Here is a 19,267-nt window from a genome sequence, read left to right as displayed (position 1 = left end):
TCAGCCCTCCGTTCCGGTCGGCTCGTCGAGGGCGGCGAGTAGGGCGGCGGTGTGGGCCTCGGCCCGCGTCATGCCGCCCGGCACGGCGGGGCCCTTGCCAGCGACGGCGTAGAGGTTCGGGCGACCCGGGGCGTGCTCTCGGGCAACCCAGGAGCGCCAGTCGGCAGCCCAGGCATCCGCCGGTCTCGGCTTGAAGTCGGCCCGGTGGGCACGCCACTTCGCGTCGGCAGCTTGCAGACCTTGCTCGCCGAGGCGGTCGAGGTGTCCCTGCTGGCGGGTCCAGGTGTGGGTGGCTGGGTCGACCTGCCACTCGGCAGCCGAGATGACGCCAGCACCACCACTGCTGTACCTACGGTTCAAATCCGGTTCACTACGGTTCTGTGTGCCGGTTTCCGGTACATCGCTGTGCCGGATTCCGGTACGTCGAGGTGCCGATTTACGTCGGGACCTGCCGGATTCCGGTACTGCCGGTTTCCGGACCCTCGCGGGGGATTCCGGCACCTCACGGGGGCGGATTCCGCACCGTCGCAGGGCCGAGATCCGGAGCGTCAGGGTGGCCTCGGGCGCATGGTCGGCGTCCTCGTCCTCCGCGGTCTCTGCCACGGCCTTGGCGGCGAGGGGGAGGCGATAGACGGTGCTGCGCTGCGGGCCGGTGAGGTCGTCGAGCTGCTCCAGCTCACCGGCGTGGACCAGGCGGTCGATGGCCTCGCGCACTGTGGAGACGGAAGCGCGCGTGCGCTTGGCCAGGCTGGACAGCGAGGCCCAGGAGACGCACTGCTCGTCGGCCACCCGGTCGGCGATCGACAGCAGGACCAGACGCGCGGTCCCCCGGCTGGAGCTGTGCTCCCACACCCACTCGCGGGCTTCACTGCTCATCGGCCGCTCCCGCTCACGAGGCAGGACCGGCGGCTTTCCGATGCCGTGATGGCGTGCTCCGGGCCGGGGCGGTAAGGCGCCGAGACGAAGGTGGCTGCCGCGCAGGCCAGGCAGTTCGGCCTTTTGCGCAGGGCAGGAGGCATGCAAGAATCCCCTTTGCAGTGTTGCCACGCTGAAGCGCCCCGTGGAAGGGATCAGCGTGGTGATGGTGGGCAATCTCCGCCCTTGCCGGGGCGGTTTGTGCCGTTGAGCGTTCGGCGTCCGGGAGTTCGCACCTCTCGGACGCCGTCGCTGTCATGCGGGCCTACGAGGCCCGGAGTGAGCGCATGCGCTTCTCCTCGTTCGTCGTGCGGGCCGGCTGCCCGGCGGACGACGAACATACGCACGACCCTGCGTCAAGATCCAGACTTGGTTCTTAAACTCTGTAGAAGTCGCGCGGCCGAGCGCGACGCGGGGCGGGTCCTCATGAGCGGTCCTCGGGCCTAGGGGTATGGCGAGCCGCAGGGAGCGATGCGCTCTGCCGCCTCCCCCGACGTTGCAACACTTTGGTGTTGCCGTGGCTGGAACATACGCCAAAGTGATCCCCGCCTGTCAACACCGTAGTGTTCCGTCTCGCAGGTTGGTCTCACATCAACACTGGAGTATCGTCAGGTCTTCAGGGCGTAGATGGGAGGAGCCGGGTGATGGTGGAGTCCAGCGGATCGGCGGAGGTGCCCTCGGGGCCGTCCGGCGGTCGGCAGCTGAGCCTCGCCGACAAGCTGAACCACCTCTTCGAAACAGTGAAGAACCCGGCGACGGGCAAGAGGTACACCAATGCGGAGGTGTCTCGCGCGATCCGTGAGGCCGGCGAGGCGGACGGCCTCACTGTCTCGGAGAGTGCCATTTCGCAGCTACGCTCCGGAGCCAAGCCGAACCCGACCGTGAATACCGTCGAAGCGCTGGCGCGCCACTTCAATGTCACGCCCCAATACTTCTTCCCTGACTTCGACGCCGAGGAGTCCGAGAGGATCCGGGCCTCTATGGAGCTGATCGCGGCCGTGGGGGACAGCAAGGTGCGGGGGCTCGCCCTGCGAGCCAATGGACTCTCGGCCGACAGCCTTAAAATGATCACGACGGTAATTGAACAGGCGCGTCGCCTAGAGGGCCTTGATAAGCCTGACAATCCCTCAGTAACGTGACCCCCCTCACCCGCTATCCCGTTTTGACGGATATGCCTTCAAGATCCTCTTGGTCGTCCGGCGAGGCTGTGTAAAGCTCCGCTGGGCCGCGGGGAATTCTCGCGTGCTGGTGAGTAAGAGTCGAGTAAGGACTGCGTACTGCGCTTGCTCGGGGATCACAGCAAGGATCTCGTTCATGTTCAATCGGCGCTATGCGCGAAAAGAAGCGCAGCTGAGGCGACAGTGCGAGGAGCAACTGCGGGGAATCGAAATATCCGACCCCTACGCGGTGGATGAAGTATGCCGCCAGTTGGCGGACAAGCGTGGGCGCCCGCTGCACCTCCACGAACTGCCCGACCTGGGGGGCGTCAACGCCCCGTGCGGTCTCATGATCTCCTTCGACAGCGGAGATCACATATTTCATGTGACGGCGACAAGTGAGCGGCACCGCGCGCAAATAGTCCGCCATGAATTGGCGCACCTACTCCTCGGGCACGCCAGCGAGAACGCGAGCGTCGTGGAGTCGCTCCTGTCGATCATGCCGCCGGGCGTCGACCCCTCGGCCGTGCTCACAGCGCTCGGCCGGACCAGCTACGACAGTGAGACCGAGTACGACGCTGAGATGGCTGCCTCGTCCCTCGGCGAGCTGTTCGAGGAACTGGCCCACTCCGGTCGAGAACCAGGGCGGCCAGGCGCCATGACGCGTCTTGACGACGCCCTCGTCCATCCCCGGAGGAACCGCCGCTCATGAACACCCCGACCCTCGTCGCCGGCTCCCTGTGGCTCGTGACTCTGTGGCGTCTGCCGGCCATCCGTCACTCCCACAAGCAGCGGAGCCTTGCGCTCACGTTCGCGGCCCTGGCCGCAGCCATGACCTTCGAGGTGCCCGCCGTCAAAGCCGCCATCAGCGACAACGCCGGCGTCACCAGCCTTACTCCGCTGCTGAAGCACCTGCTCGGCGTTACCTCCGCGGCCTTCCTCCTGGACTTCATCGTCGCCGTCGTTCGCCCGCAGGGCCTGGCCCGCCGCACCAGGCTGGCAGCGATCGCAGCCACGCTCCCCCTCATGGTCCTCTTCTATGCGCTGGCCAACTGGATGCCAGGTGGGCCAGTACGGGTCGGCGACGGCGAGCGCGCCATCTACCCGGTTCTCTACACGGCGGTCTTCACGCTGTACATCGGCATTGCCATGTTCGTCGCCACCTGGCTTTTCCTCAGCGGGGTCCGGCACAGCCGCACCCTCCTGGGCAGGGCCGGCCTCGGCCTCATGGGGCTCGGCACGCTGCTCGGCAGCCTCTATGCCCTGCAGCGCGTCGGCTTCGTCACGCTGGACCTCGCCACTGGAGTCCGGTATCCGACGCTGGAGTACCAGATCTCCACTGCACTCAAGCAGTTGGCGATTCTGTCGATCGCGCTCGGCAGCTGTCTGCCACCGCTCTCCGTGGCCGTGGAGTACGTCAGATCCTGGATCATGCTCAGGCGGCTCCACCCTTTGTGGAAGCGCCTGACAGACGCCGCTCCCCACGTGGTGCTCTCCGCATCGGTTCCAAAGCAGCGTGTCGGCTTCCGACTTGAACGATGCGTCATCGAAATTGAGGACGCGTGCCTGGCGCTACGTGAATACGTGTCCGTAGATGTCCGCGAGCGGGCTCGCGCCATCGCCTTCCAAAAAGGCGTAAGCGAGCAGGAAGTTGATGCTGTGACAGAAGCCGCCTGGCTGCGCGTGGCCGCTAGCGCCGCTCGAACAGGAAACCAACTTGAAGATGTTGAGTACCCGCCCCTCGGTGTCACTGGAAGGGACCGGCCGAGTGAACTCGCGTGGCTCCACGCGGTATCCCGCGCCTACGTTTCTTCACCCGTCGTAACAGAATTCACCCGCCAGGAAGTCGCGCTTGCGCCTTTGCCGACAGGCGGGCCGGAAAAGGACTCCTCCCATGACAACTGACGTGCACCCCGCGGAGTCCAAACTGGCGCGCCGCATCACCGACTGGCTTGAGCCGAAGAACTGGATTATCGCCGTCACTCTCCTGATCGGCTGGCACACGGCGCAATGGATTGGCGTCGCCTGGGGAGCGGTCGGCGCACTCTTCGCCGCCATCATTCCCATCACCTTCATCAAGTACGGCATTCGGAAGGGCCACTGGGGCGATCGACACGTCGGGGCCAAGCCTGCACGGCTGGTCGTCATGGCCGTCATCCTGCTCTCCGTGGCCACCGGAATCCTTCTCATGGCCGCCGCAGGCGCCCCGCGGACGATGACCGCCCTCATCGTGTCGATGCTGGTCACCCTGGCGATCCTCGCCGTGATCACGTTCGTCTGGAAGATCTCCGTGCACCAGGCCGTCTCGGCAGGTGCCTGCGCGATGCTCGTACAGACCTACGGTGCGTGGATGGCCCTCGGGTTCCTCCTGGTCGTCATTGTTGGATGGTCCCGGGTCGAGCTGCGGGACCACACACGCAACCAGGTCATCGCGGGCACAATTCTCGGCACCATCGTGGCCGCGGCTGTGTTCCAGCTGGCACGCTGATCAGCCCGCCGTCGGCCTGACGGTGGGCGATCGGCGCCCGCTACTCTCGGCGCCGTGACCCAGCAACCGCTTCCCGGAGACGCTGCCGCACTGTGGCCTGCCGGTGTACTGGCGCTGGACGGCGACGGTATGGCTGCCCTTCTTCAGGTCGCCGGTCTCGTCCACGACCAGCACCGCGGCATCGTCGTGGAGATGCTCGAGACGTATTCACGCACGTCATCGCGGACGGCGTTCGGCGTCCCAGACGGCCCGGCACAGCAGATAGCTGCATGCCATGCGGGCCGGCCTCCCCGGCCCACTCCACGCTGGTCCAGGCCCAGCACCATCTGCCCGGCCCGGAGGCGGGGTTCGGCCCGGGGGAACAGGCCCGCAATCCGTCCCATGGCCACTCGAACACCTCCCGCCATCGGGCGGGATCTATGCTGTGGCCTGCGGCCACCGTCTCATCGTCAGTCCACACAACTCACGATGATCACGGTGGCCGCACCCGTCTCTGCACCGGTCCCGGACCAAGTGCCCGGCTAAGAAAGCAGCTCATGATCGCCACTGTCCTTGCCGTCATCGGGACGCTCCTGGGATCGATTGTCACCGGCACGTTCCAACACCTGGCGGCTGGCCGCGCCGAGCGCGCGGCCGCCGCTGAGCAGTTGCGCCGCGACCGGCTCGACGCGGTGACCACACTCGCCTCCGCCGACTCCGACCACCGACGGGCCTTGTGGATGCGTGGGGAGGCTCGGCTGCGCGGCGTCAGTGACGTTGAGCTGGAAGAACTACGAGCCAGGTCTCACATCACCCGCTCCGCCATCACCTGCCCCCTGGTTGCGCTGCGGCTCCTCGTGCCCGACCCGGCTGTCCACGCCACCGCACAGGCGATGGTTGTCGCCACCTACAACATGGTCGATGCCGCCACGAGCATCGAGGAACTCACCGCAGCGCAGGACGCTGCACGGGCGGCACACGACCGCTTCATCGACGCTGCAGCTGCGTACTTCAGCGCCATCATCTGACAGGGCCGATGCCCCATGGCCTGAGGCGAGTCGCCCTATGCCGACGGCAGTCAGACACCAAGATCACGATCTACCACTGGAGTATTGGTCGCGACTCCGTGATCTGGTACGGCGAATCTTCTCGCCTGGGGAGGCGACACCCCAGAGGGCGACGGGCCCGGCGAGTGCTCGACTCAGCGGCAACAGCGTCGCCTTGTTCCGCTGCCCATCAGGACGCTCTCCCCGCCGTGGGTGAAGCTGGACTGCGTGGGCCGCCGCGACGGCGTCCTTGGCGATCACCGCGTGCTGCCGAGCCCAGGACCGGTCGGACAGCACCGTGACCGTAGTCAGGGGAAGACGATCTCTTGGGCTGAGAGGAACGGTGGCCTGGCTCGCTGTTGGTCCGGCCATCGGGTCCGATGACCTCGCCCGTGTCCTCACCGCCGCCGGCCGGCCTGAGGAAGCCCAGCCCCTCGCCGCCCAGGTCCCTCCCACCGCGGTGCGCGTCTTCGGCGACGCCACACACCCGGCATGACCTGCGCCTTCCACCATGCCCGCGCGCCCCTCGCGACCAGTGGCGGAGGGTGCCTGGGTCCCTTGCCTTGTCCAAAGTCCCGAACGAGGTCAATCTGTACACGATGAACCACGACCTCGCCGCTGAGATCCACCGCCGCGCCGAACAAGACCAAGCTGCACGGTGCGTCGCGGCCAATACTCGTGACGGACGCGAGATGTGCCGGATCGACGCCGAAAACACCGCCTGGCTCAAGCAGGTAATCGCCGAACACGGCTGGCCAGGTGTCGCGTTAGTGGGCGCGCAGGGAGCCGAGGAGGCGTGGCTTCTTGCCCAACACGCCGACCTCGCTCCCACCTTCCAGCGCCAGGCGCTCGAACTCCTGAAGGCTGCGGTCGCGGCCGGAGACGCCTCTCCACGCCAGCTCGCCTACCTCACCGACCGGGTCTTGGTCGCAGCTGGCGAACCCCAGGTGTACGGAACGCAATACACCGACGACCCAGACGGCTCGAACCTGCGCTTGCAGCCCGTTGCCGACCCTGACCGGCTCGATGAACGCCGTGCCGCGATGGGCCTGGAACCAGCGGCGGACTATGACCAACGCATGCGCGGTCACTGACCGCCCCCGGGAAGTTGGGCGCAGGAGACCATGGTGAAGTAGTGCGGTGTCAGCGTGCGTTTGACCGTCAGCAAGCGAGCGGCGAAGTCTCGCAGCCGCTCGTGGACGCGGCGGCGAGGGCGTCAGCTGTGTTCTCGCCGATGAATACGTGCTCGCCTGTGGTGTCGGTGAAGGAACGCCTCCGGGGACCCGGGGGTTGCGGGTGGCGTAGGAGTACACCGTCCCCCGGGGCACCTCGTTGGCCGTAGCGCTGAGACGCAGCATGGCCGCTTCGACAGCGGCCGGCGGGACCGCGTTGCCGGTGTGGCGGGCGAGGGAAGCGGTGATCATGCCCAGGTTCCGTAGCGCCACCCGGGCGGGGGCGGCGTGCCGGGAGAGGCGCTCGGCTCGGGTACGCAGCCAGGTGGTGTCGGCTGCGACGTTGGGCCTCGGGCAGGGCCCTCATTACCGCGTCGGCACCAAACGGGTCGAGCGCGGCCGTGGTCGAGTCAAGGTCGCGGGTGAGCGTCATAGGTCCTCTCCCTGCTCCCGTGGCCGGCTCCCGTGCACGGTCATTCGATGAGATGGTCGTCCCGGTAGGACCACACGCGGCCAGCGCTCAGGGTGTCGAGGTAGTCGATGTCCGCATCAGGTGTCCCGGCTGGGGTCACTGCGTCGTGCTCGGGATACCGAGGACGTCGTACAGGTGCTGGCCGTGGGCCCATTTCTTCAGTTCGGGACGGCCCATGAGGATGAGGTCGTGGTGCGCGGCGAAGTCGATCGCAGGCTGAGTGAAGCCGTTGAGGCCGATCATGATCGGTACATCGGCTCCGTGGTGGAGGCGTGCCGTGCCGTTGAACTTCTGCACGTGCCCCGAGCCGACGGGGTTCTGGTACTGCTTGCATTGCAAGATCAGGAGCCGATCGTCGTAGTCGCGGGCGGTGACGTCCACGCCGAGGTCTCCGGCACCTCCCACCCGCCGTGTCCTGCGGAAGCCGTCACGGGCTAGGAGATCGGCGCACGCCTGCTCGAAGCCCGTCGCGGTCATCGCGGCGAGTTGCTTCATCTTGAAGGTCAACACATCCGGATCCACGGCTTCGCCCGGTGCGGCGGTGGACGCGTAGTCCTCGCCGTCACCAACGTAGGTGTACGTGCCGGCGCCGAACCGGAACGACAGCAGCCTCGTAACGAGGGTGAGTGTGGCCAGTGTGCCGACGGCGATGAAGCCGGTCCACCAGGGGTGATCAGCTATCAGTCCCCACAGGTCCACGGTGATCCACCGGCTGACGTCGTCCGTGAGCCACTCCCACACCATCTTGCCGATGGCCAGCGCAAGGACGGCGTACAACAGAAACTTCAGCAGCGGGTCGAGTGACCCGTCTTCATCGAACACAACACCTCCAAGACGTTGACGATGAGGGGCGTGTCAGGCGGCGCGCCTGAACCGGGCACGGCGGGAGCGTGCGGGCAGCCCGAGGAGCTCGTGCAGCGCGGTGCCGGTCTCCGCCCAGCGCCGGAGTCTGTTCCGGTCGACCCAGTGGACGCTGTGCCGGTCGCCCCAGGCCATGGCGTCTCGGGTGAAGGTGCTGTTGGTGACGACGACGGCGTGGTCGGCGCGGTGGGCCGGGCCGGCCGTCCCTTTCACCGCGTACATGACTGAGGACCCCACTTTCCCGCCGACGCGGGTGTGCTTGGCCTGGACGACGATCCGGCCAAGGTGCGTGTGGTCACTGATGACGTCAGCGGCCTGATCGCCGCTGCCGCCTACGCGGCGTGCCGACCAGCCGTCGCGGACCAACAGGTCCCGCAAAGCGTGCTCGAACTGCCGGTCGTCCATGGCGTCGAACTCGGCCAGGGTGATCCGCAGCGTGGCCAGCCGCTCGGCGGCACGCCGTCTACCGTGCACCGTGCGCGCGATCCGCCAGGCCCCGACGGCCCCCGCCAGCAGGACCAGGGCCAAGAGGAACGGCCAGGCGTCCTTGAGCGCTCCGACCGCCGCGGCGGCCATTTGGAACGTCAGGACCAGGGCGGCCAGCGCCACGACAGTGGCCGAGAGGACCTCGGGCGCGCCGCGCGGGCGGCGAATGCGTAACTGCTTTCGCCCCATCAGCGGGCGGCCGGAGTGGAGACGGCCGGCTGCGGTTGAGCGGGCGGCGTCGTGGAACTAGCCTCGCCGAACCCGAACACCTGCCCCCATAACCAGATGCCGGCCGCAAGGCCGGCGATCATCCAGCCGCTCATCCGCTTCCCGCTGCCCGGCTTCGGATTGCGGCGAATGTGGCCGCGTACGTAGTGGAAGCCGTTCGGCGCCTTCGACATGGTGTCCCCTCCCGTATGCGAGCCGCGGTCGCGGCCTGTCCCTCGAAAATGGTGTAGCAGCGGGCACTGACAGAAACTGATGGATCATGACGAGAGCGAGCCGGGGCAGGCCGTCATCAAGCCAGGCGCGCCACTCCGAGCTGTCAGCCCACCAGGATGGAAGCCTGGGCTGCTGACCTCGGCGGATGAACCTGCCGACTCCTGAGCGGTCAGGAATGTCCCGCCCCGCCGAAGCGCTTCGAGGTTCACGACAGGGTGTCTCTCACCTGCGAAGAACCGCCGCGGTCACCACCGGCGGTCCCGCGATGGTGAATGGCGAAATGCAGCAGGAGCGCACTCGTTGTTGTTCTGCGCCGGGGTCGCCCCCGGCCTGGGTTCTTCGCGGCCTTCTTTATCGCGCCGTCCTCTCAACGGCACCCAACGGAGCGGGGCTTGCTGGACTCGGTCTACTGGGATGACAGGGGCGGACGGGTCAGCCACATCTTGATCAGCACGCCGGGCATCTGACCGGCTCATAGGGCGCGATGGCCGCACTGATCACGTCAGCGAGCTCATCGACGGTCTGCACAGTGTGCCGGGGCGGGGTGATCCAGATCCGCGGCTCGGCGTCCGGCCGCCCTGGTTGGGGATCAGTTGCGCGTACAGGTGCTGTGTCCGCCGGGGCCCTGCCCTTTGCCCCACGTTGCTTTCTCTGTCAAGTTCAGTGTGTTGAGCTGAGGTGTTCCTCTCCAGCGGCCGGCCGTGCGACGGCGCGCTGGACGTGTTGAAGGATGTTGACGGAGCCCGCGAGCGACGGCATGATGACCGACTGCGTGGCCTACGCCGAACCTCCCGCGACCGTCCCCAGCGCGGTCTCCCATCGGAGGCAAAGGGACCAGCGTCTCAGGTCGTTGTTGCAGCCCGATCGCCTCGGGCGAGGTTGCTGGGGAGCCTTCGCTCAGGGCGTGGAAGGCCGCGATGACAGCCCGTAGGAACTTCAAGCACCAGGTGCGTGCCCGCGCCGCCAAGACCGGCGAGTCCTACACGTCCGCCCTGCGGCACTTCCGTCCGACTCCATCAGGAGACGTCATGTCGGAAGCAAGGAATCCCAAGAGCGTGCGGCTCGCCGTAGCGCAGACCCCCGTACGCGAAGACCCCCGAGACGTGGAAGCGCTGCGCGAAAGTGGGCGTGAGGTCCGTGCTCTGATGCGCGAGGCCAGTGCTCAGGGGGCGAGGATCGTGCACTTTCCGGAAGGCGCGATCTGCTTTCCCAGCAAGCTTGTCATGTCCGTCGATGGCCCGGACGCGGTCGGCCCGGCGGACTGGGATCGGTGCCAGTGGCCCGTGCTCCGATCGGAGTTGGCTGCGATCGCCGAGCTGGCCCGCGAGTTGCGGTTGTGGACGGTGATCCCGTCGGTGCACCGCTTGACCGGCCCGAACCGTCCGCACAACAGCCTCTATGTCATCTCCGATCGCGGGGAGGTCGTCACGCGTTATGACGAGCGCCTGATGTCGAAGACGAAGGTCTCGTACATGTACTCGCCGGGCGTCTCACCGGTGACCTTCGAGGTCGACGGTGTGCGCTTCGGCTGCCTGCTCGGCATGGAGATCCATTACCCGGAGTTGTTCGCAGAGTACGAGAAGCTGGATGTCGACTGCGTCCTGTTCTCCACCAGCGGCACCCCGGGTAACACCGCCGCTCAAGCCCAAGGCCACGCCGCGGTGAACAGCTACTGGGTCAGCCTGTCAGGGCCGACACAGCAGAGCGCCACCGCACCGTCCGGAATCGTCGCTCCCAACGGCGACTGGCTTGCGCGGTGCCCCGCGGACGACTCGCCATCGGTAGCCGTCGTGAACCTCGACGACAGTGCCGAGGCCGCCACATGGGCACTGACCTACGCGCGTCCCTGGCGTCGTGAGGCGCGCGCGGGCGTCTACACCGGCCACCAAGTGATCGACCCGCGCAGCGAAGACCGGACAGCAGCCTTCTAGCCCAGAAGCAGAATCCGAGGTGTTCGCGGCGCACGAGATGGCTCCCGGTGCCGCGAACACCTCGGTGAGAGCACACCGTCTGCGCCGTACCCGAGTAACCCGACCTGCGCCCAACGGCGAAAGGCCCGCGGTGTCAGGCAACGGACCTCGCTCAACGGACCTCGCTGCTCCGGGCGTTCCTCGTCCGAGCAGCCGGGATCAGGACCCGCTCGCCGTTCCTACCGAGGGCCGCCCTCGTGCTCACGGATCAGCGCGGCCGGCTCACGGTTCCGCCGCGCCCCACCAACCCGACGTGGATTCCGCAGGGATTGGGGCCGCCAGTTCTCGAAGTCCCACAGATCGTCGGCCGTGGCTTAGCTCCGCGCCTTCCCGCCACAGGAAGTCGAAGAACAGGCACTCGATCCCTTGCCACCCGGCGATCCTTCGGCGCTCAGTACGTACGCCGACCTGGCACGCATCCGCTCTTGCTCGATCCGCTTCAACACGTCGATCCAACAGGGAAGATGGGGTACTTCTCCCAGCCCGGCAGCCAGAACGGGTGCGGGCCGCCTCACGTCAGATCCGGCTGGGCCGGTCGCGGCTTCGGAGGCCGTGTGTGTAGGACGGCCCGTAGACGATCGCCCAGAGTCCGTCGGAATGCTCGAGGACGTCCGTCGTCTACAGCAGGGCAGCATGATCCGCCGCTACATCGTCTGGTGGAACAACCACACCGCCGACGAACGACTACGCAAGGTCGTCGACAGGGCGAACGTTGCCTGAGGCGGCACTAGATCCGCCGCTGGGTTCGACGAGGCGTAGGCGGTCTTGGCGTCTCTCCCCGGGAGCCAGTCCGGTGAAGCCGAAGTGATCGCCAGATGTGGGGTCGGGCTAGCCTCTATCCTGATGCGGTGAGCCATTATTCGATGTCAGCCAAGGATGTAGTTGCGCTTGTGGAACGGCTCGACGCCCACGGCGTAGATGCGTGTGTTGGCGGCGGGTGGGGCGTGGATGCGCTGCTCGGGGAGCAGACGCGAGAACATTCAGACCTTGACGTATGGGCGCCGGCCGCCCATCTGGAGTCGTTGTTCGTCGCGTTCGCTGAGGCTGGTGTCGACCGGATCTTCCCGTGGCCTGGTGACAGGCCGTGGAACTTCGTCTTGCACGACGGTGTTCGGCTGCGGGTCGACTTGCACCTCTACGAGCCGCTCGCGGACGGATCGCTGCATTACGGATCCGTGGTGGAGGGCGGTCCTTTTCCGGCTGAGGCCCTCGCCGGACGTGGTTCGATTGCCGGAACTGCAGTGCGGTGCGAGTCGGCCGAGTGGGCGGTGCGCTGGCATACCGGCTATCCGGCTCGTGATGTCGATCGCCACGACGTGCCCTTGCTGTGCCAGCGGTTCGGGATCCCTCTGCCTGAGGGCTTCGAGCCGCTTGAGGAGCGTTCCCCAAGCGGCCCGGCGTAGACGCAGGTGACCCTTCTCGATCGGTGTCTCCTCGTGCCCGACGCTGGAAGCTCAGTCTTCTCAGTCTGAGGAGACGTCGGCAGGGTGCCGGGCCTCGCGTAGCAGGGCGAGGAACGGCAGCCAGGTGCAGGTCGCGCACCGCTGCCGGACTTGCGCAGGGGTGAACCATCCGGCAGGCCCGCACTCCGAGTCCCGGGGTGGGGCCACCGGCGGATCGGCGAGGCCGGTCTGCGCGGTGAACATCAGCGTGTACGACACTGGGAACGGGTACGGATAACTGTCCTGTGGCTTCTCGTGCAAGGTGAATCGTTGCCATCCGAGCAGCGTCAGTGTCTCGGAAGGTACGAGAAGCCCGGTCTCTTCGCTGATTTCTCTCGCTGCCGCACGCCGGGCGTCCTCGCCCGGGTCGATGTGGCCGCCGGGCACGTCCCAGCCCCGGCCGGGAAGGTTGACGTGCGTCAGCAGCAGGCGGCCTTGAGCTTCGGATACGAGGGCGAAGGCCGCGGTGGTCAGGTGCTGGGGCGGGGAGAAGTCTGCGGGGACCACCTCCATCAGATGCGGCACCGGGATCCATGGGGCGCTGCCGGTGGCGATGACCTCCTCCGTCATAGGTTCGCTCGCAGGGTGTCGACCAGCGTGGTCGTGGAGTACGGCGCAATCCGGTCGATCGCGTGTACGTGTGCCGCGACCTCGACGGCGGACGCCACTTCACTCGGGTACGCGGTGATGCTTGCGCGCGCGGTGGCGAAGACCTGCGGGCGCAGGAAGCGGATCTGGCGGTCGGCGGTGGGCTCGTCGTAGAGGAACACCCGGTCGACGCACCTCAGAGCGCCCACGAGGACGGCGCGTTCGCGTTCGCCGACGATGGGCCTGCTCGGGCCTTTGAGGTCCCGGACCGACTGGTCGCTGTTCACCCCGACGACCAGGAGGTCACCCAGCCGGCTCGCCTCCTCCAGGAACGTCAGGTGTCCCGCGTGCAGGAGGTCGAAGCAGCCGGTGGCGAGCACGACGGTCCGTTCGCCGGGGCGGCTGCTGAGCCAGTCCCGGATGTCGTCGAGTGGCACCGGGCCGCTTCCGCCGTCGCGCGGCGCCGTCATCGCGCGACGCCCATGAGCAGGTCCCGCGCCGGTGTCAGCTCGACCCACCGGCCGTCGTCGGCGGCCGAGGCGTAGGCGCCGTCGAGCACCAGGGAGGTCGTCAAGGACTCGGCCAGCAGCGGTGCCGCCTGTTCCGGGTGCCGTGTCTTGGTCAGGAAGTCGGCGAACATCGCGGCGAACCAGTCGCTGTGCCTGGGGTCGTCGAAGTTCGATCGCAGAGCCGCACGGTGCGGCTGGCCGTTCAGGCTGTACTGGACGTCGTCGTTCTCCACGGTGACCCAGCCGCCGCTGCCGATGATCGAGTAGTAGCTGTTGCGGTAGCCGGCCGACCAGGTCGCATCCAGTTCGATCTGGACGTCGCCGTCGCACCGGATCATCAGCTTCGCGGTGTCCTCCGTGGCGGTGTGCCCGTCGTGGCGCATGGAACCGGTCAGGCAGGACACGGCCAGCGGCGTGCGTCCGGTCAGGTGGGTCGCCAGGTACACGCTGTGCGGGCCGTGGTCGCGGAGGATCCCGCCACCGGCGATGAGCGGATCGCGCCGCCAGTGCGGGTTCCACTCGGGGACGCCGACGGCGTGGCCCTGGCGCAGGGTGCGGAAGCGGGCACTGAGGACGTCGCCGAAGCCGGGGCTGCGGACGACCCGTTCCATCTCCGTCAGGATGGGCGCGAACTTGTAGTTGTGGCAGGGGTAGAAGACCTTGTCCGAGGCCGCGATCTGGTCGAGCACGCGGTCGTAGCGGCCCTCGTGCGGCATCAGCACCGGCTTTTCGCACAGCACGTGCAGACCGTCGCGCAGCCCGCGCTCGATGTAACCGGCGTGGCTGTTGGGCGGCGTGCAGATGTCGACGAAGTCGACAGCCTCGCGGTCGGTCATCTCCTCGTAGGTGGCGTATGCGCGCAGCCCGGCGCTGCGGGCGGCCTCCGCGCGTGCCGGGGTGGGGTCGACGACGGCGATCACGTCGATGCCCGCGGTGTTGCGGTATCCGATGGCGTGACCGGTCGCGATGGTGCCGTAGCCGATAAGGGCGCCCCTCATGATGTACCTCCGTCACAGAGCAGTTGGAGAAGCTGGTCGCGGCGTGCGGTGAGCTGGACGTCCGAGCGCACGCGGTACGTAGGGCAGTTGGCGACCGCCGCGAGCAGCTGCGCGCGCATCCGTCCGTACTGGGTGGAGAAGGCCCGGTAGTCGCCGCCGCACAGGTCCAGCAGGTCCTCTTCGAGCCGGTAGACGTTGAGCCCGAAGCCGAACTGCTCGACGATGCCGGCCGCCTCGTCGGGGGCCAGTTGCTGCACGTCGTGTTCGCCAGGGGCCCGGAAGTCGGCGATCCATACGGCGCGCAGCGGCATCGCGGCGCCCGCGTGGTGGGGGAACACGTCGTACGGGTCGACGAGGCGCTCGCTCGGGTCGAGGGCCGCCGTAGTCGCCGCCTGGTCCAGCCAGGGGCCGGGCCGCATCCGCATGGTGCTCGCGACTCCGTGGACGGCCCCGTCTGCGAGGACCACGTGTGAGTTGGTGATGTACGTCGCGCCGTTGCGGCACAGCCCGGTGACCAGGACGGACTTGCCGGCGCCACCGCGGCCGACGACCAGCGTCGCCCCGTCGCCGACGGCGAGGGCGGCTGCCTTGAGGAAGAGCCCACCCGTGGTGGCGGTGTGGCGAAGGAGCAGATACTTCACGATGTACGGCCAGACCAGCCGTTCCAGGTGGTCCCCCACGAGCACGATCCGGTTGCCCGAGGTGGACATGCGCACCGGGGGCCCGAAATGGTCGGTCACGTAGTAGCCGGAGGCGAAGTTGAGGGCGCGCGCCGTGGTGTCGGCGGGCAGGCCGGGATCGGCCTCCGACAGGCACCACAGTTCCACGTCGGGCACGGTGGCGACCGGCATCCGGGCGGCTCGGCTGAAGTAGCGCAGCGCGGGGAAGTCGGCCTGGTCGCTGGCGATGCGCAGGGTGAGCGGGCCGATACGGACGACCTGATCCGTGCGTAAGGACACGGACCGGAGTAAGGGCGGTTGCGTCATCGTCCTTCCTTTCCCAAGGCCGTGCAGGCCGACCGGAAGGTGCCGGGATCCTGCCGGGCGGTGTCCAGGACGTCGATGCGGTCCACCAGTGCGCGGATCGCCGCGTGCGGCGCGGTGACGGGCCCGGTGTCGTTGCCGGCGAGAAGCCCGGCGACCTCGGCGACGACGAACTGCCGTTCCGCCTCGTCCACCGCGTCGGCCACGGCCCCGAGCGCGTCGTCGAAGCAGCCGTGCCGTCGGCCCGCGATCAGGATCTCGGTGGTCTTGCGGTCGTAGTCGTCCGCGTCGGTGCGACCGGCGCAGCTCAGGTAGTGCTCGACACGGAAATTGACCAGGCCCGGATAGCGGGGCTGCCCGGTGACGGGGTCGAGGTCGGGTGATCGGACCTGCCAGATCTGTCGGTCGGTCCGGTTGTAGGTGCCCAGGTCCGGGTCGGTGACGCCGCGCCCGGCGAGCACCGCCGTCACCTCCGGGCGCGGCGGGAACGGCACCGGGCCCGGCGCGTTGACGTCCCAGGTGTCGGGGTCCAGGTAGCCGTGCAGGCATGTGCGGACCGCGTCTTCGGGGCACAGGACCCCGAGTTCCTCGACTCCGATCTGACCGCGGCAGTAGGCGCCCCGGTCCCCGTGCGATACGGGGGCTTCGCCCGGGGCCTGTGTCTTCTCGAAGTCGACGAGATGGTGCACGGGGCCGTGCACGAGGATGTTGCGGGGGCTCAAATCGCCCCAGAGGATGCCGCGGTCGAGCAGGGCGTCCATCAGATCCCGGTAGTCGCGCAGCAGCGACGTGTGCTCGCCCGGTGCCAGCAGCATCGACTCGGCGGTCTCACCGGGAACCCACTGCAAGATGGCGTAGACGTGCCCGGTGGCGCCGTCCCGGATGGTCGCGAGCAGGGGTGCGAGCTGAAGGCGCCTGTCCCGGCCGAAGGTGACCGGGCCGGCCAGCCGGGAGGCGATGGCGCGGTAGGCGAACTGTTCCTGGGCGAACCGGCCAGGTTTGGCCGGGTTGGCACGTTTGCTGATCACACGGGTGCCGTCGGGCAGACGCCACGACTTGACGATGCCCTGGCGCAGACGCGCGTTCGGTCCGGGCACCTCGTGCTGGCTCTCCACGAAGTCCGAGAAACCCGTGCCGAAGTCGTCCAGCAGGGAACCGATCATGTCCCGATGCCCGGGATCAGGTACGTAGGCCCGGGTACGGTCGCCGGCCCCCGTCAGCACCTGTCCCAGGTCGCCCGTGAGGCTCACCTCCGCCGTGCCGGGGCGGGCGAAGCGGAGCCGCCCGATCTCGTGATGCAACCGGGCGCGCTCCTGAGCGCTCTGCGTGGACGCGAGGCGTTCACACAGCCCCACGACGGCGTCGGGCGAGTCCGGCCGCAGGTAGACCGCAACCAGGCGGCAGTCCCCGGTGACCTCACGCAGCCGGGCTGCCACCGTGGCGGCGCGCGCCGGCAGCTCCGCCAGCCGCGCACCGATCAGGGCCTGGATACTGGCTTCGACCCGCCCGGTCGTGTCCCAGGAGTATCCGGGAAGTTGAGCGGCGCGGATCACCGGACACCCGCCCGATCCGACGTCTGCCAGGTGGCGGGAAGCAGCACGGCCGACAGCAGCGCTCCGGACGCGTTCTGCTCGGCCACGCCGACCAGCAGCTTGCCGCCCGCACGGTCGACGCGGTAGCGCAGCCGGACGCGACGTCCCGAGAGCAGGTCACAGGTGTCATGGTCGCCGACAGCGGTCAGCTGTCCATCGGACAGGACCCACTCCGTCCCGATCGCTCCGAAGTCGACCCGGCCGCGCTCGGCCTCCGCGTCGGTCGATTCCGGCAGGCCGACCATGACCGTCACCAGGTCGCCGTCGCGGCGGACCTCGACCGTCCAGGGCGGCGCCGGGCGGCCGGTGTCCAGTTCGATCCGGCTTCCGAGCAGGGGGGTCACGGCGGCGGGGTCGAACCAGTCGGGCAGGAGCAGCGCCTCCTCGTCGACCGGAAGCCGCGCCCAGAAGTCCCACCACAGGCAGCGGGGAAACGGTCCGGTGCCGGCCGGTACGGGCAGTGGATTCCTCCCGAGGAGCACGGTCGAGGCCCAGCCCGCCCAGCTCACCGCGTCCCCCGCGTCCAGCTCCGCGACCAACGCGAGGAACCTCTGCGTATCGAATGCCTCGTGCTGGACCAGGGCGTGCAGGTCGGCCAGCTCGGCCAACTTGACGTACGGCTTGGCGCGATGCGACAGCGACCACATGTTGGTGAAGTTCAAGAAGGCGTGGGCGCAGAGCACGATCGTCAGCAGGCAGGGGTCGGGAACACTGACCCGGCCCACCGTGACGGTGCCGCCGTCGACCAGCTGGCCGTGCCGGATCGGGTGCATCGAGGGAGCGCGGCGCGGCTGATACCAGGTCCCCCGCTCCGGGGGTGTGAGGTCCGCGTACCGTACCGCGCCGTACCCGGGTACCGGAAGGTAGGCGTGCACGTCGATCTCGACGCCCGCACGGGTGAATTCGCCGAGTTCGTGGAGGAACGGTGCCCGGGTGCGCTCGTAGCCGAGCCGGGTCAACGTCTCGATTAGCGGCCCCCCGTCGGCACAGACCAGGTCGATGTCCCCGCACCGCAGCAGGTGCTTCTGGCCGGTGAGTAGCCCGGTAGCGATCCCCTTCACCACCACCGGCGGTGGCTGCTGCTCGCCGAGCGCTGTCACGATGCGATCGACCGCACGGATGTGTGCCTCGGCGAGCGCCAGGGTGTCGGCATGCATCGCCGCTACGGGCCCACCGAGCCGGTCACGCAGCCATTGCGGCCCGGTGGGAAGGCGCCGGGCCAGACGGCCGCTGAGCGCGTGCTGCACGATCAGATCGAGCAGCACGCGGTCGTCGAAGTCCTGATCCTCCGGGGTGTCGTGTGCATCGGCAGCCCACCGCAGGACCTGCGTGAGGGCGCCCATCACAGCACCACGAACGCGGGGTACGGCGACTGCGGAAACCGCTGGACGCGGTGGCCGGTGAGGTCGATCGCGTTCTTCAGCGCGATGGTCTCGCCGGGGAAGTCCGGGTGCGTCAGCTCGTCGAAGGCCAGGACACTGCCGGCGGGCATGTGATGGCGCAGCAGCTCCAGGCACGCGCGGGTCGGATCGTGCAGGTCCATGTCGAAGTAGGCGAGCGCCACGATCGTCTGTGGGTTGCGTTCCAGGTAGGCGGCCAGTTGCTCCGGAGCGTCGCCCTTGCACAGCTCGAACCGCTGGATGTGCGCCATCGGCGCTTCGGCCTCGTGCAGGCGCAGGACCTGTTCCAGGTAGTTCTCGTAGCCGGGCGTGACGCTCATGCTGCCCGCGAAGACCCGGTCGGAGTCGCCGTCCTGGAGGGCCGGGTCGAGGAAGCCGGTGAACGTGTCGAACCCGACGATCTTCCGGTACATGTTGGTCGGCTCGTGGCGGGCACGCAGCGCGTTGAACACGGACAGGTGGCGGCCCCAGCGGACACCGAACTCGACGATGATCCCGTGGACGCCGAGGATCTGCTGGTAGAGCTGTTCGAGAGTGAGGATCTCGTTGATGCGCTGCGGGCGCATGAAGACTTCGAGGTGGTCGAGCAGTGCGTCATCGGGGATCGGCCGTTCGGCGAACAGGTCCATGAGCCGGTTTCTGGTCGTCTGCTCCGTGTCGGAGGGCGCGATCAGCCGGGTTGTCGTCACTCGTGGTCTCCTCTAGTTTCGGCCGAACTCGTCGGCGAGTTGCGAAGGAATCTGTGCCGTCGTCGGCGGGCAACCGCCG

19 protein-coding genes and 2 pseudogenes are annotated in these 19,267 nt (G+C 68.0%); 9 read left to right on the top strand and 12 right to left on the bottom strand.

Translation table 11 applies throughout. The annotated features are described in order from the left end of the window. A complete protein-coding gene (locus tag ACN6LD_RS09065; RefSeq protein ID WP_445034649.1) occupies positions 1-876 on the bottom strand; it encodes a helix-turn-helix domain-containing protein in 876 nt (291 codons plus the stop codon). Positions 877-1,559: 683 nt separating this feature from the next. Between ACN6LD_RS09065 and ACN6LD_RS09060 the strand changes: the two genes are divergently transcribed. The 4 genes from ACN6LD_RS09060 to ACN6LD_RS09045 all read left to right on the top strand — a co-directional run bounded on the left by ACN6LD_RS09060 (position 1,560) and on the right by ACN6LD_RS09045 (position 4,560). Beyond that, the gene (locus tag ACN6LD_RS09060) at positions 1,560-2,054 is read left to right on the top strand and encodes a helix-turn-helix domain-containing protein (RefSeq protein WP_445034648.1); all 495 of its coding nucleotides are present in this window, start codon (positions 1,560-1,562) and stop codon (positions 2,052-2,054) included. Positions 2,055-2,229: 175 nt separating this feature from the next. Beyond that, positions 2,230-2,784, top strand: a complete 555-nt coding sequence (locus ACN6LD_RS09055; protein WP_445034647.1) for a secondary metabolite protein — start codon at positions 2,230-2,232, stop codon at positions 2,782-2,784. Then, positions 2,781-3,977, top strand: a complete 1,197-nt coding sequence (locus tag ACN6LD_RS09050; protein ID WP_445034646.1) for an MAB_1171c family putative transporter — start codon at positions 2,781-2,783, stop codon at positions 3,975-3,977. The genes ACN6LD_RS09055 and ACN6LD_RS09050 overlap by 4 nt, the downstream gene beginning before the upstream one ends. After that, positions 3,967-4,560: a phosphatase PAP2 family protein gene (locus tag ACN6LD_RS09045; RefSeq protein ID WP_254076161.1), complete on the top strand. Its 594-nt coding sequence runs from the start codon at positions 3,967-3,969 to the stop codon at positions 4,558-4,560. The genes ACN6LD_RS09050 and ACN6LD_RS09045 overlap by 11 nt, the downstream gene beginning before the upstream one ends. Positions 4,561-4,659: 99 nt before the next feature. Here ACN6LD_RS09045 and ACN6LD_RS09040 read toward each other — a convergent pair. Continuing rightward, positions 4,660-4,886 (bottom strand): annotated as a pseudogene (locus ACN6LD_RS09040) (transposase); the annotation flags it as partial. Between the two features lie 210 nt (positions 4,887-5,096). Here ACN6LD_RS09040 and ACN6LD_RS09035 point away from each other — a divergent pair. Further along, positions 5,097-5,567, top strand: a complete 471-nt coding sequence (locus ACN6LD_RS09035; RefSeq protein WP_445034645.1) for a hypothetical protein — start codon at positions 5,097-5,099, stop codon at positions 5,565-5,567. Positions 5,568-6,184: 617 nt separating this feature from the next. Then, positions 6,185-6,679, top strand: a complete 495-nt coding sequence (locus ACN6LD_RS09030) for a DUF6624 domain-containing protein (RefSeq protein WP_107446599.1) — start codon at positions 6,185-6,187, stop codon at positions 6,677-6,679. A gap of 646 nt (positions 6,680-7,325) precedes the next feature. Here ACN6LD_RS09030 and ACN6LD_RS09025 read toward each other — a convergent pair. Genes ACN6LD_RS09025 through ACN6LD_RS09015 form a run of 3 tightly spaced genes read right to left on the bottom strand, consistent with a single transcriptional unit; the run spans position 7,326 to position 8,977 of the window. Next, positions 7,326-8,051, bottom strand: a complete 726-nt coding sequence (locus tag ACN6LD_RS09025; RefSeq protein ID WP_445034644.1) for a restriction endonuclease — start codon at positions 8,049-8,051, stop codon at positions 7,326-7,328. A gap of 33 nt (positions 8,052-8,084) precedes the next feature. Then, complete coding sequence (locus ACN6LD_RS09020) at positions 8,085-8,765, bottom strand: restriction endonuclease (RefSeq protein ID WP_445034643.1); 681 nt, start codon at positions 8,763-8,765, stop codon at positions 8,085-8,087. Further along, positions 8,765-8,977, bottom strand: a complete 213-nt coding sequence (locus ACN6LD_RS09015; RefSeq protein WP_107446603.1) for a hypothetical protein — start codon at positions 8,975-8,977, stop codon at positions 8,765-8,767. The genes ACN6LD_RS09020 and ACN6LD_RS09015 overlap by 1 nt, the downstream gene beginning before the upstream one ends. A 1,068-nt stretch (positions 8,978-10,045) precedes the next feature. Between ACN6LD_RS09015 and ACN6LD_RS09010 the strand changes: the two genes are divergently transcribed. The 3 genes and pseudogenes from ACN6LD_RS09010 to ACN6LD_RS09000 all read left to right on the top strand — a co-directional run bounded on the left by ACN6LD_RS09010 (position 10,046) and on the right by ACN6LD_RS09000 (position 12,390). Beyond that, a complete protein-coding gene (locus ACN6LD_RS09010; RefSeq protein WP_445034642.1) occupies positions 10,046-10,948 on the top strand; it encodes a carbon-nitrogen hydrolase family protein in 903 nt (300 codons plus the stop codon). 660 nt (positions 10,949-11,608) lie between these two features. Continuing rightward, a pseudogene (locus tag ACN6LD_RS09005) lies at positions 11,609-11,707 on the top strand (transposase); the annotation flags it as partial. Between the two features lie 128 nt (positions 11,708-11,835). Then, on the top strand, positions 11,836-12,390 hold the full coding sequence (locus ACN6LD_RS09000) for a nucleotidyltransferase domain-containing protein (protein WP_240439549.1): 555 nt from the start codon (positions 11,836-11,838) through the stop codon (positions 12,388-12,390). A 60-nt stretch (positions 12,391-12,450) separates the two neighbouring features. On the opposite strand, the gene ACN6LD_RS08995 is transcribed toward ACN6LD_RS09000, so the two are convergent. The 7 genes from ACN6LD_RS08995 to ACN6LD_RS08965 are packed head-to-tail and all read right to left on the bottom strand — an operon-like array spanning position 12,451 to position 19,188. Then, entirely contained in the window at positions 12,451-12,999 is a 549-nt protein-coding gene (locus ACN6LD_RS08995; protein ID WP_107446606.1) for an NUDIX hydrolase, read from the bottom strand. Next, positions 12,996-13,454, bottom strand: a complete 459-nt coding sequence (locus ACN6LD_RS08990; protein WP_159083327.1) for an adenylyltransferase/cytidyltransferase family protein — start codon at positions 13,452-13,454, stop codon at positions 12,996-12,998. Before ACN6LD_RS08990 ends, ACN6LD_RS08995 begins: the two co-directional genes overlap by 4 nt. Positions 13,455-13,483: 29 nt before the next feature. Further along, positions 13,484-14,524, bottom strand: coding sequence for a Gfo/Idh/MocA family protein (locus tag ACN6LD_RS08985; protein ID WP_445034641.1), 1,041 nt, complete (start codon positions 14,522-14,524; stop codon positions 13,484-13,486). Beyond that, entirely contained in the window at positions 14,521-15,483 is a 963-nt protein-coding gene (locus ACN6LD_RS08980; RefSeq protein ID WP_445042840.1) for a hypothetical protein, read from the bottom strand. Before ACN6LD_RS08980 ends, ACN6LD_RS08985 begins: the two co-directional genes overlap by 4 nt. A gap of 23 nt (positions 15,484-15,506) precedes the next feature. Then, the gene (locus ACN6LD_RS08975) at positions 15,507-17,060 is read right to left on the bottom strand and encodes a hypothetical protein (RefSeq protein ID WP_445034640.1); all 1,554 of its coding nucleotides are present in this window, start codon (positions 17,058-17,060) and stop codon (positions 15,507-15,509) included. Further along, entirely contained in the window at positions 17,057-18,442 is a 1,386-nt protein-coding gene (locus tag ACN6LD_RS08970) for a nucleotidyltransferase family protein (protein ID WP_445034639.1), read from the bottom strand. The genes ACN6LD_RS08975 and ACN6LD_RS08970 overlap by 4 nt, the downstream gene beginning before the upstream one ends. Beyond that, positions 18,442-19,188, bottom strand: a complete 747-nt coding sequence (locus ACN6LD_RS08965; RefSeq protein WP_445034638.1) for a class I SAM-dependent methyltransferase — start codon at positions 19,186-19,188, stop codon at positions 18,442-18,444. The genes ACN6LD_RS08970 and ACN6LD_RS08965 overlap by 1 nt, the downstream gene beginning before the upstream one ends. Between the last annotated feature and the right edge of the window lie 79 nt (positions 19,189-19,267).

The organism is Streptomyces sp. SAS_272 (assembly GCF_052543235.1).
This window is presented reverse-complemented; position numbering and strand designations above follow the sequence as displayed.

Bases quoted from the DNA above. Each gene is read 5' to 3' on its own strand.
- ACN6LD_RS09060 (WP_445034648.1), top strand. From the start codon at position 1,560: ATGGTGGAGTCCAGCGGATCGGCGGAGGTGCCCTCGGGGCCGTCCGGC.
- ACN6LD_RS08970 (WP_445034639.1), bottom strand. From the start codon at position 18,442: ATGGGCGCCCTCACGCAGGTCCTGCGGTGGGCTGCCGATGCACACGAC.
- ACN6LD_RS09030 (WP_107446599.1), top strand. From the start codon at position 6,185: ATGAACCACGACCTCGCCGCTGAGATCCACCGCCGCGCCGAACAAGAC.
- ACN6LD_RS09050 (WP_445034646.1), top strand. From the start codon at position 2,781: ATGAACACCCCGACCCTCGTCGCCGGCTCCCTGTGGCTCGTGACTCTG.
- ACN6LD_RS09055 (WP_445034647.1), top strand. From the start codon at position 2,230: ATGTTCAATCGGCGCTATGCGCGAAAAGAAGCGCAGCTGAGGCGACAG.
- ACN6LD_RS09045 (WP_254076161.1), top strand. From the start codon at position 3,967: ATGACAACTGACGTGCACCCCGCGGAGTCCAAACTGGCGCGCCGCATC.
- ACN6LD_RS09065 (WP_445034649.1), bottom strand. From the start codon at position 876: ATGAGCAGTGAAGCCCGCGAGTGGGTGTGGGAGCACAGCTCCAGCCGG.
- ACN6LD_RS09015 (WP_107446603.1), bottom strand. From the start codon at position 8,977: ATGTCGAAGGCGCCGAACGGCTTCCACTACGTACGCGGCCACATTCGC.
- ACN6LD_RS08995 (WP_107446606.1), bottom strand. From the start codon at position 12,999: ATGACGGAGGAGGTCATCGCCACCGGCAGCGCCCCATGGATCCCGGTG.
- ACN6LD_RS09010 (WP_445034642.1), top strand. From the start codon at position 10,046: ATGTCGGAAGCAAGGAATCCCAAGAGCGTGCGGCTCGCCGTAGCGCAG.
- ACN6LD_RS09035 (WP_445034645.1), top strand. From the start codon at position 5,097: ATGATCGCCACTGTCCTTGCCGTCATCGGGACGCTCCTGGGATCGATT.
- ACN6LD_RS09020 (WP_445034643.1), bottom strand. From the start codon at position 8,765: ATGGGGCGAAAGCAGTTACGCATTCGCCGCCCGCGCGGCGCGCCCGAG.
- ACN6LD_RS08985 (WP_445034641.1), bottom strand. From the start codon at position 14,524: ATGAGGGGCGCCCTTATCGGCTACGGCACCATCGCGACCGGTCACGCC.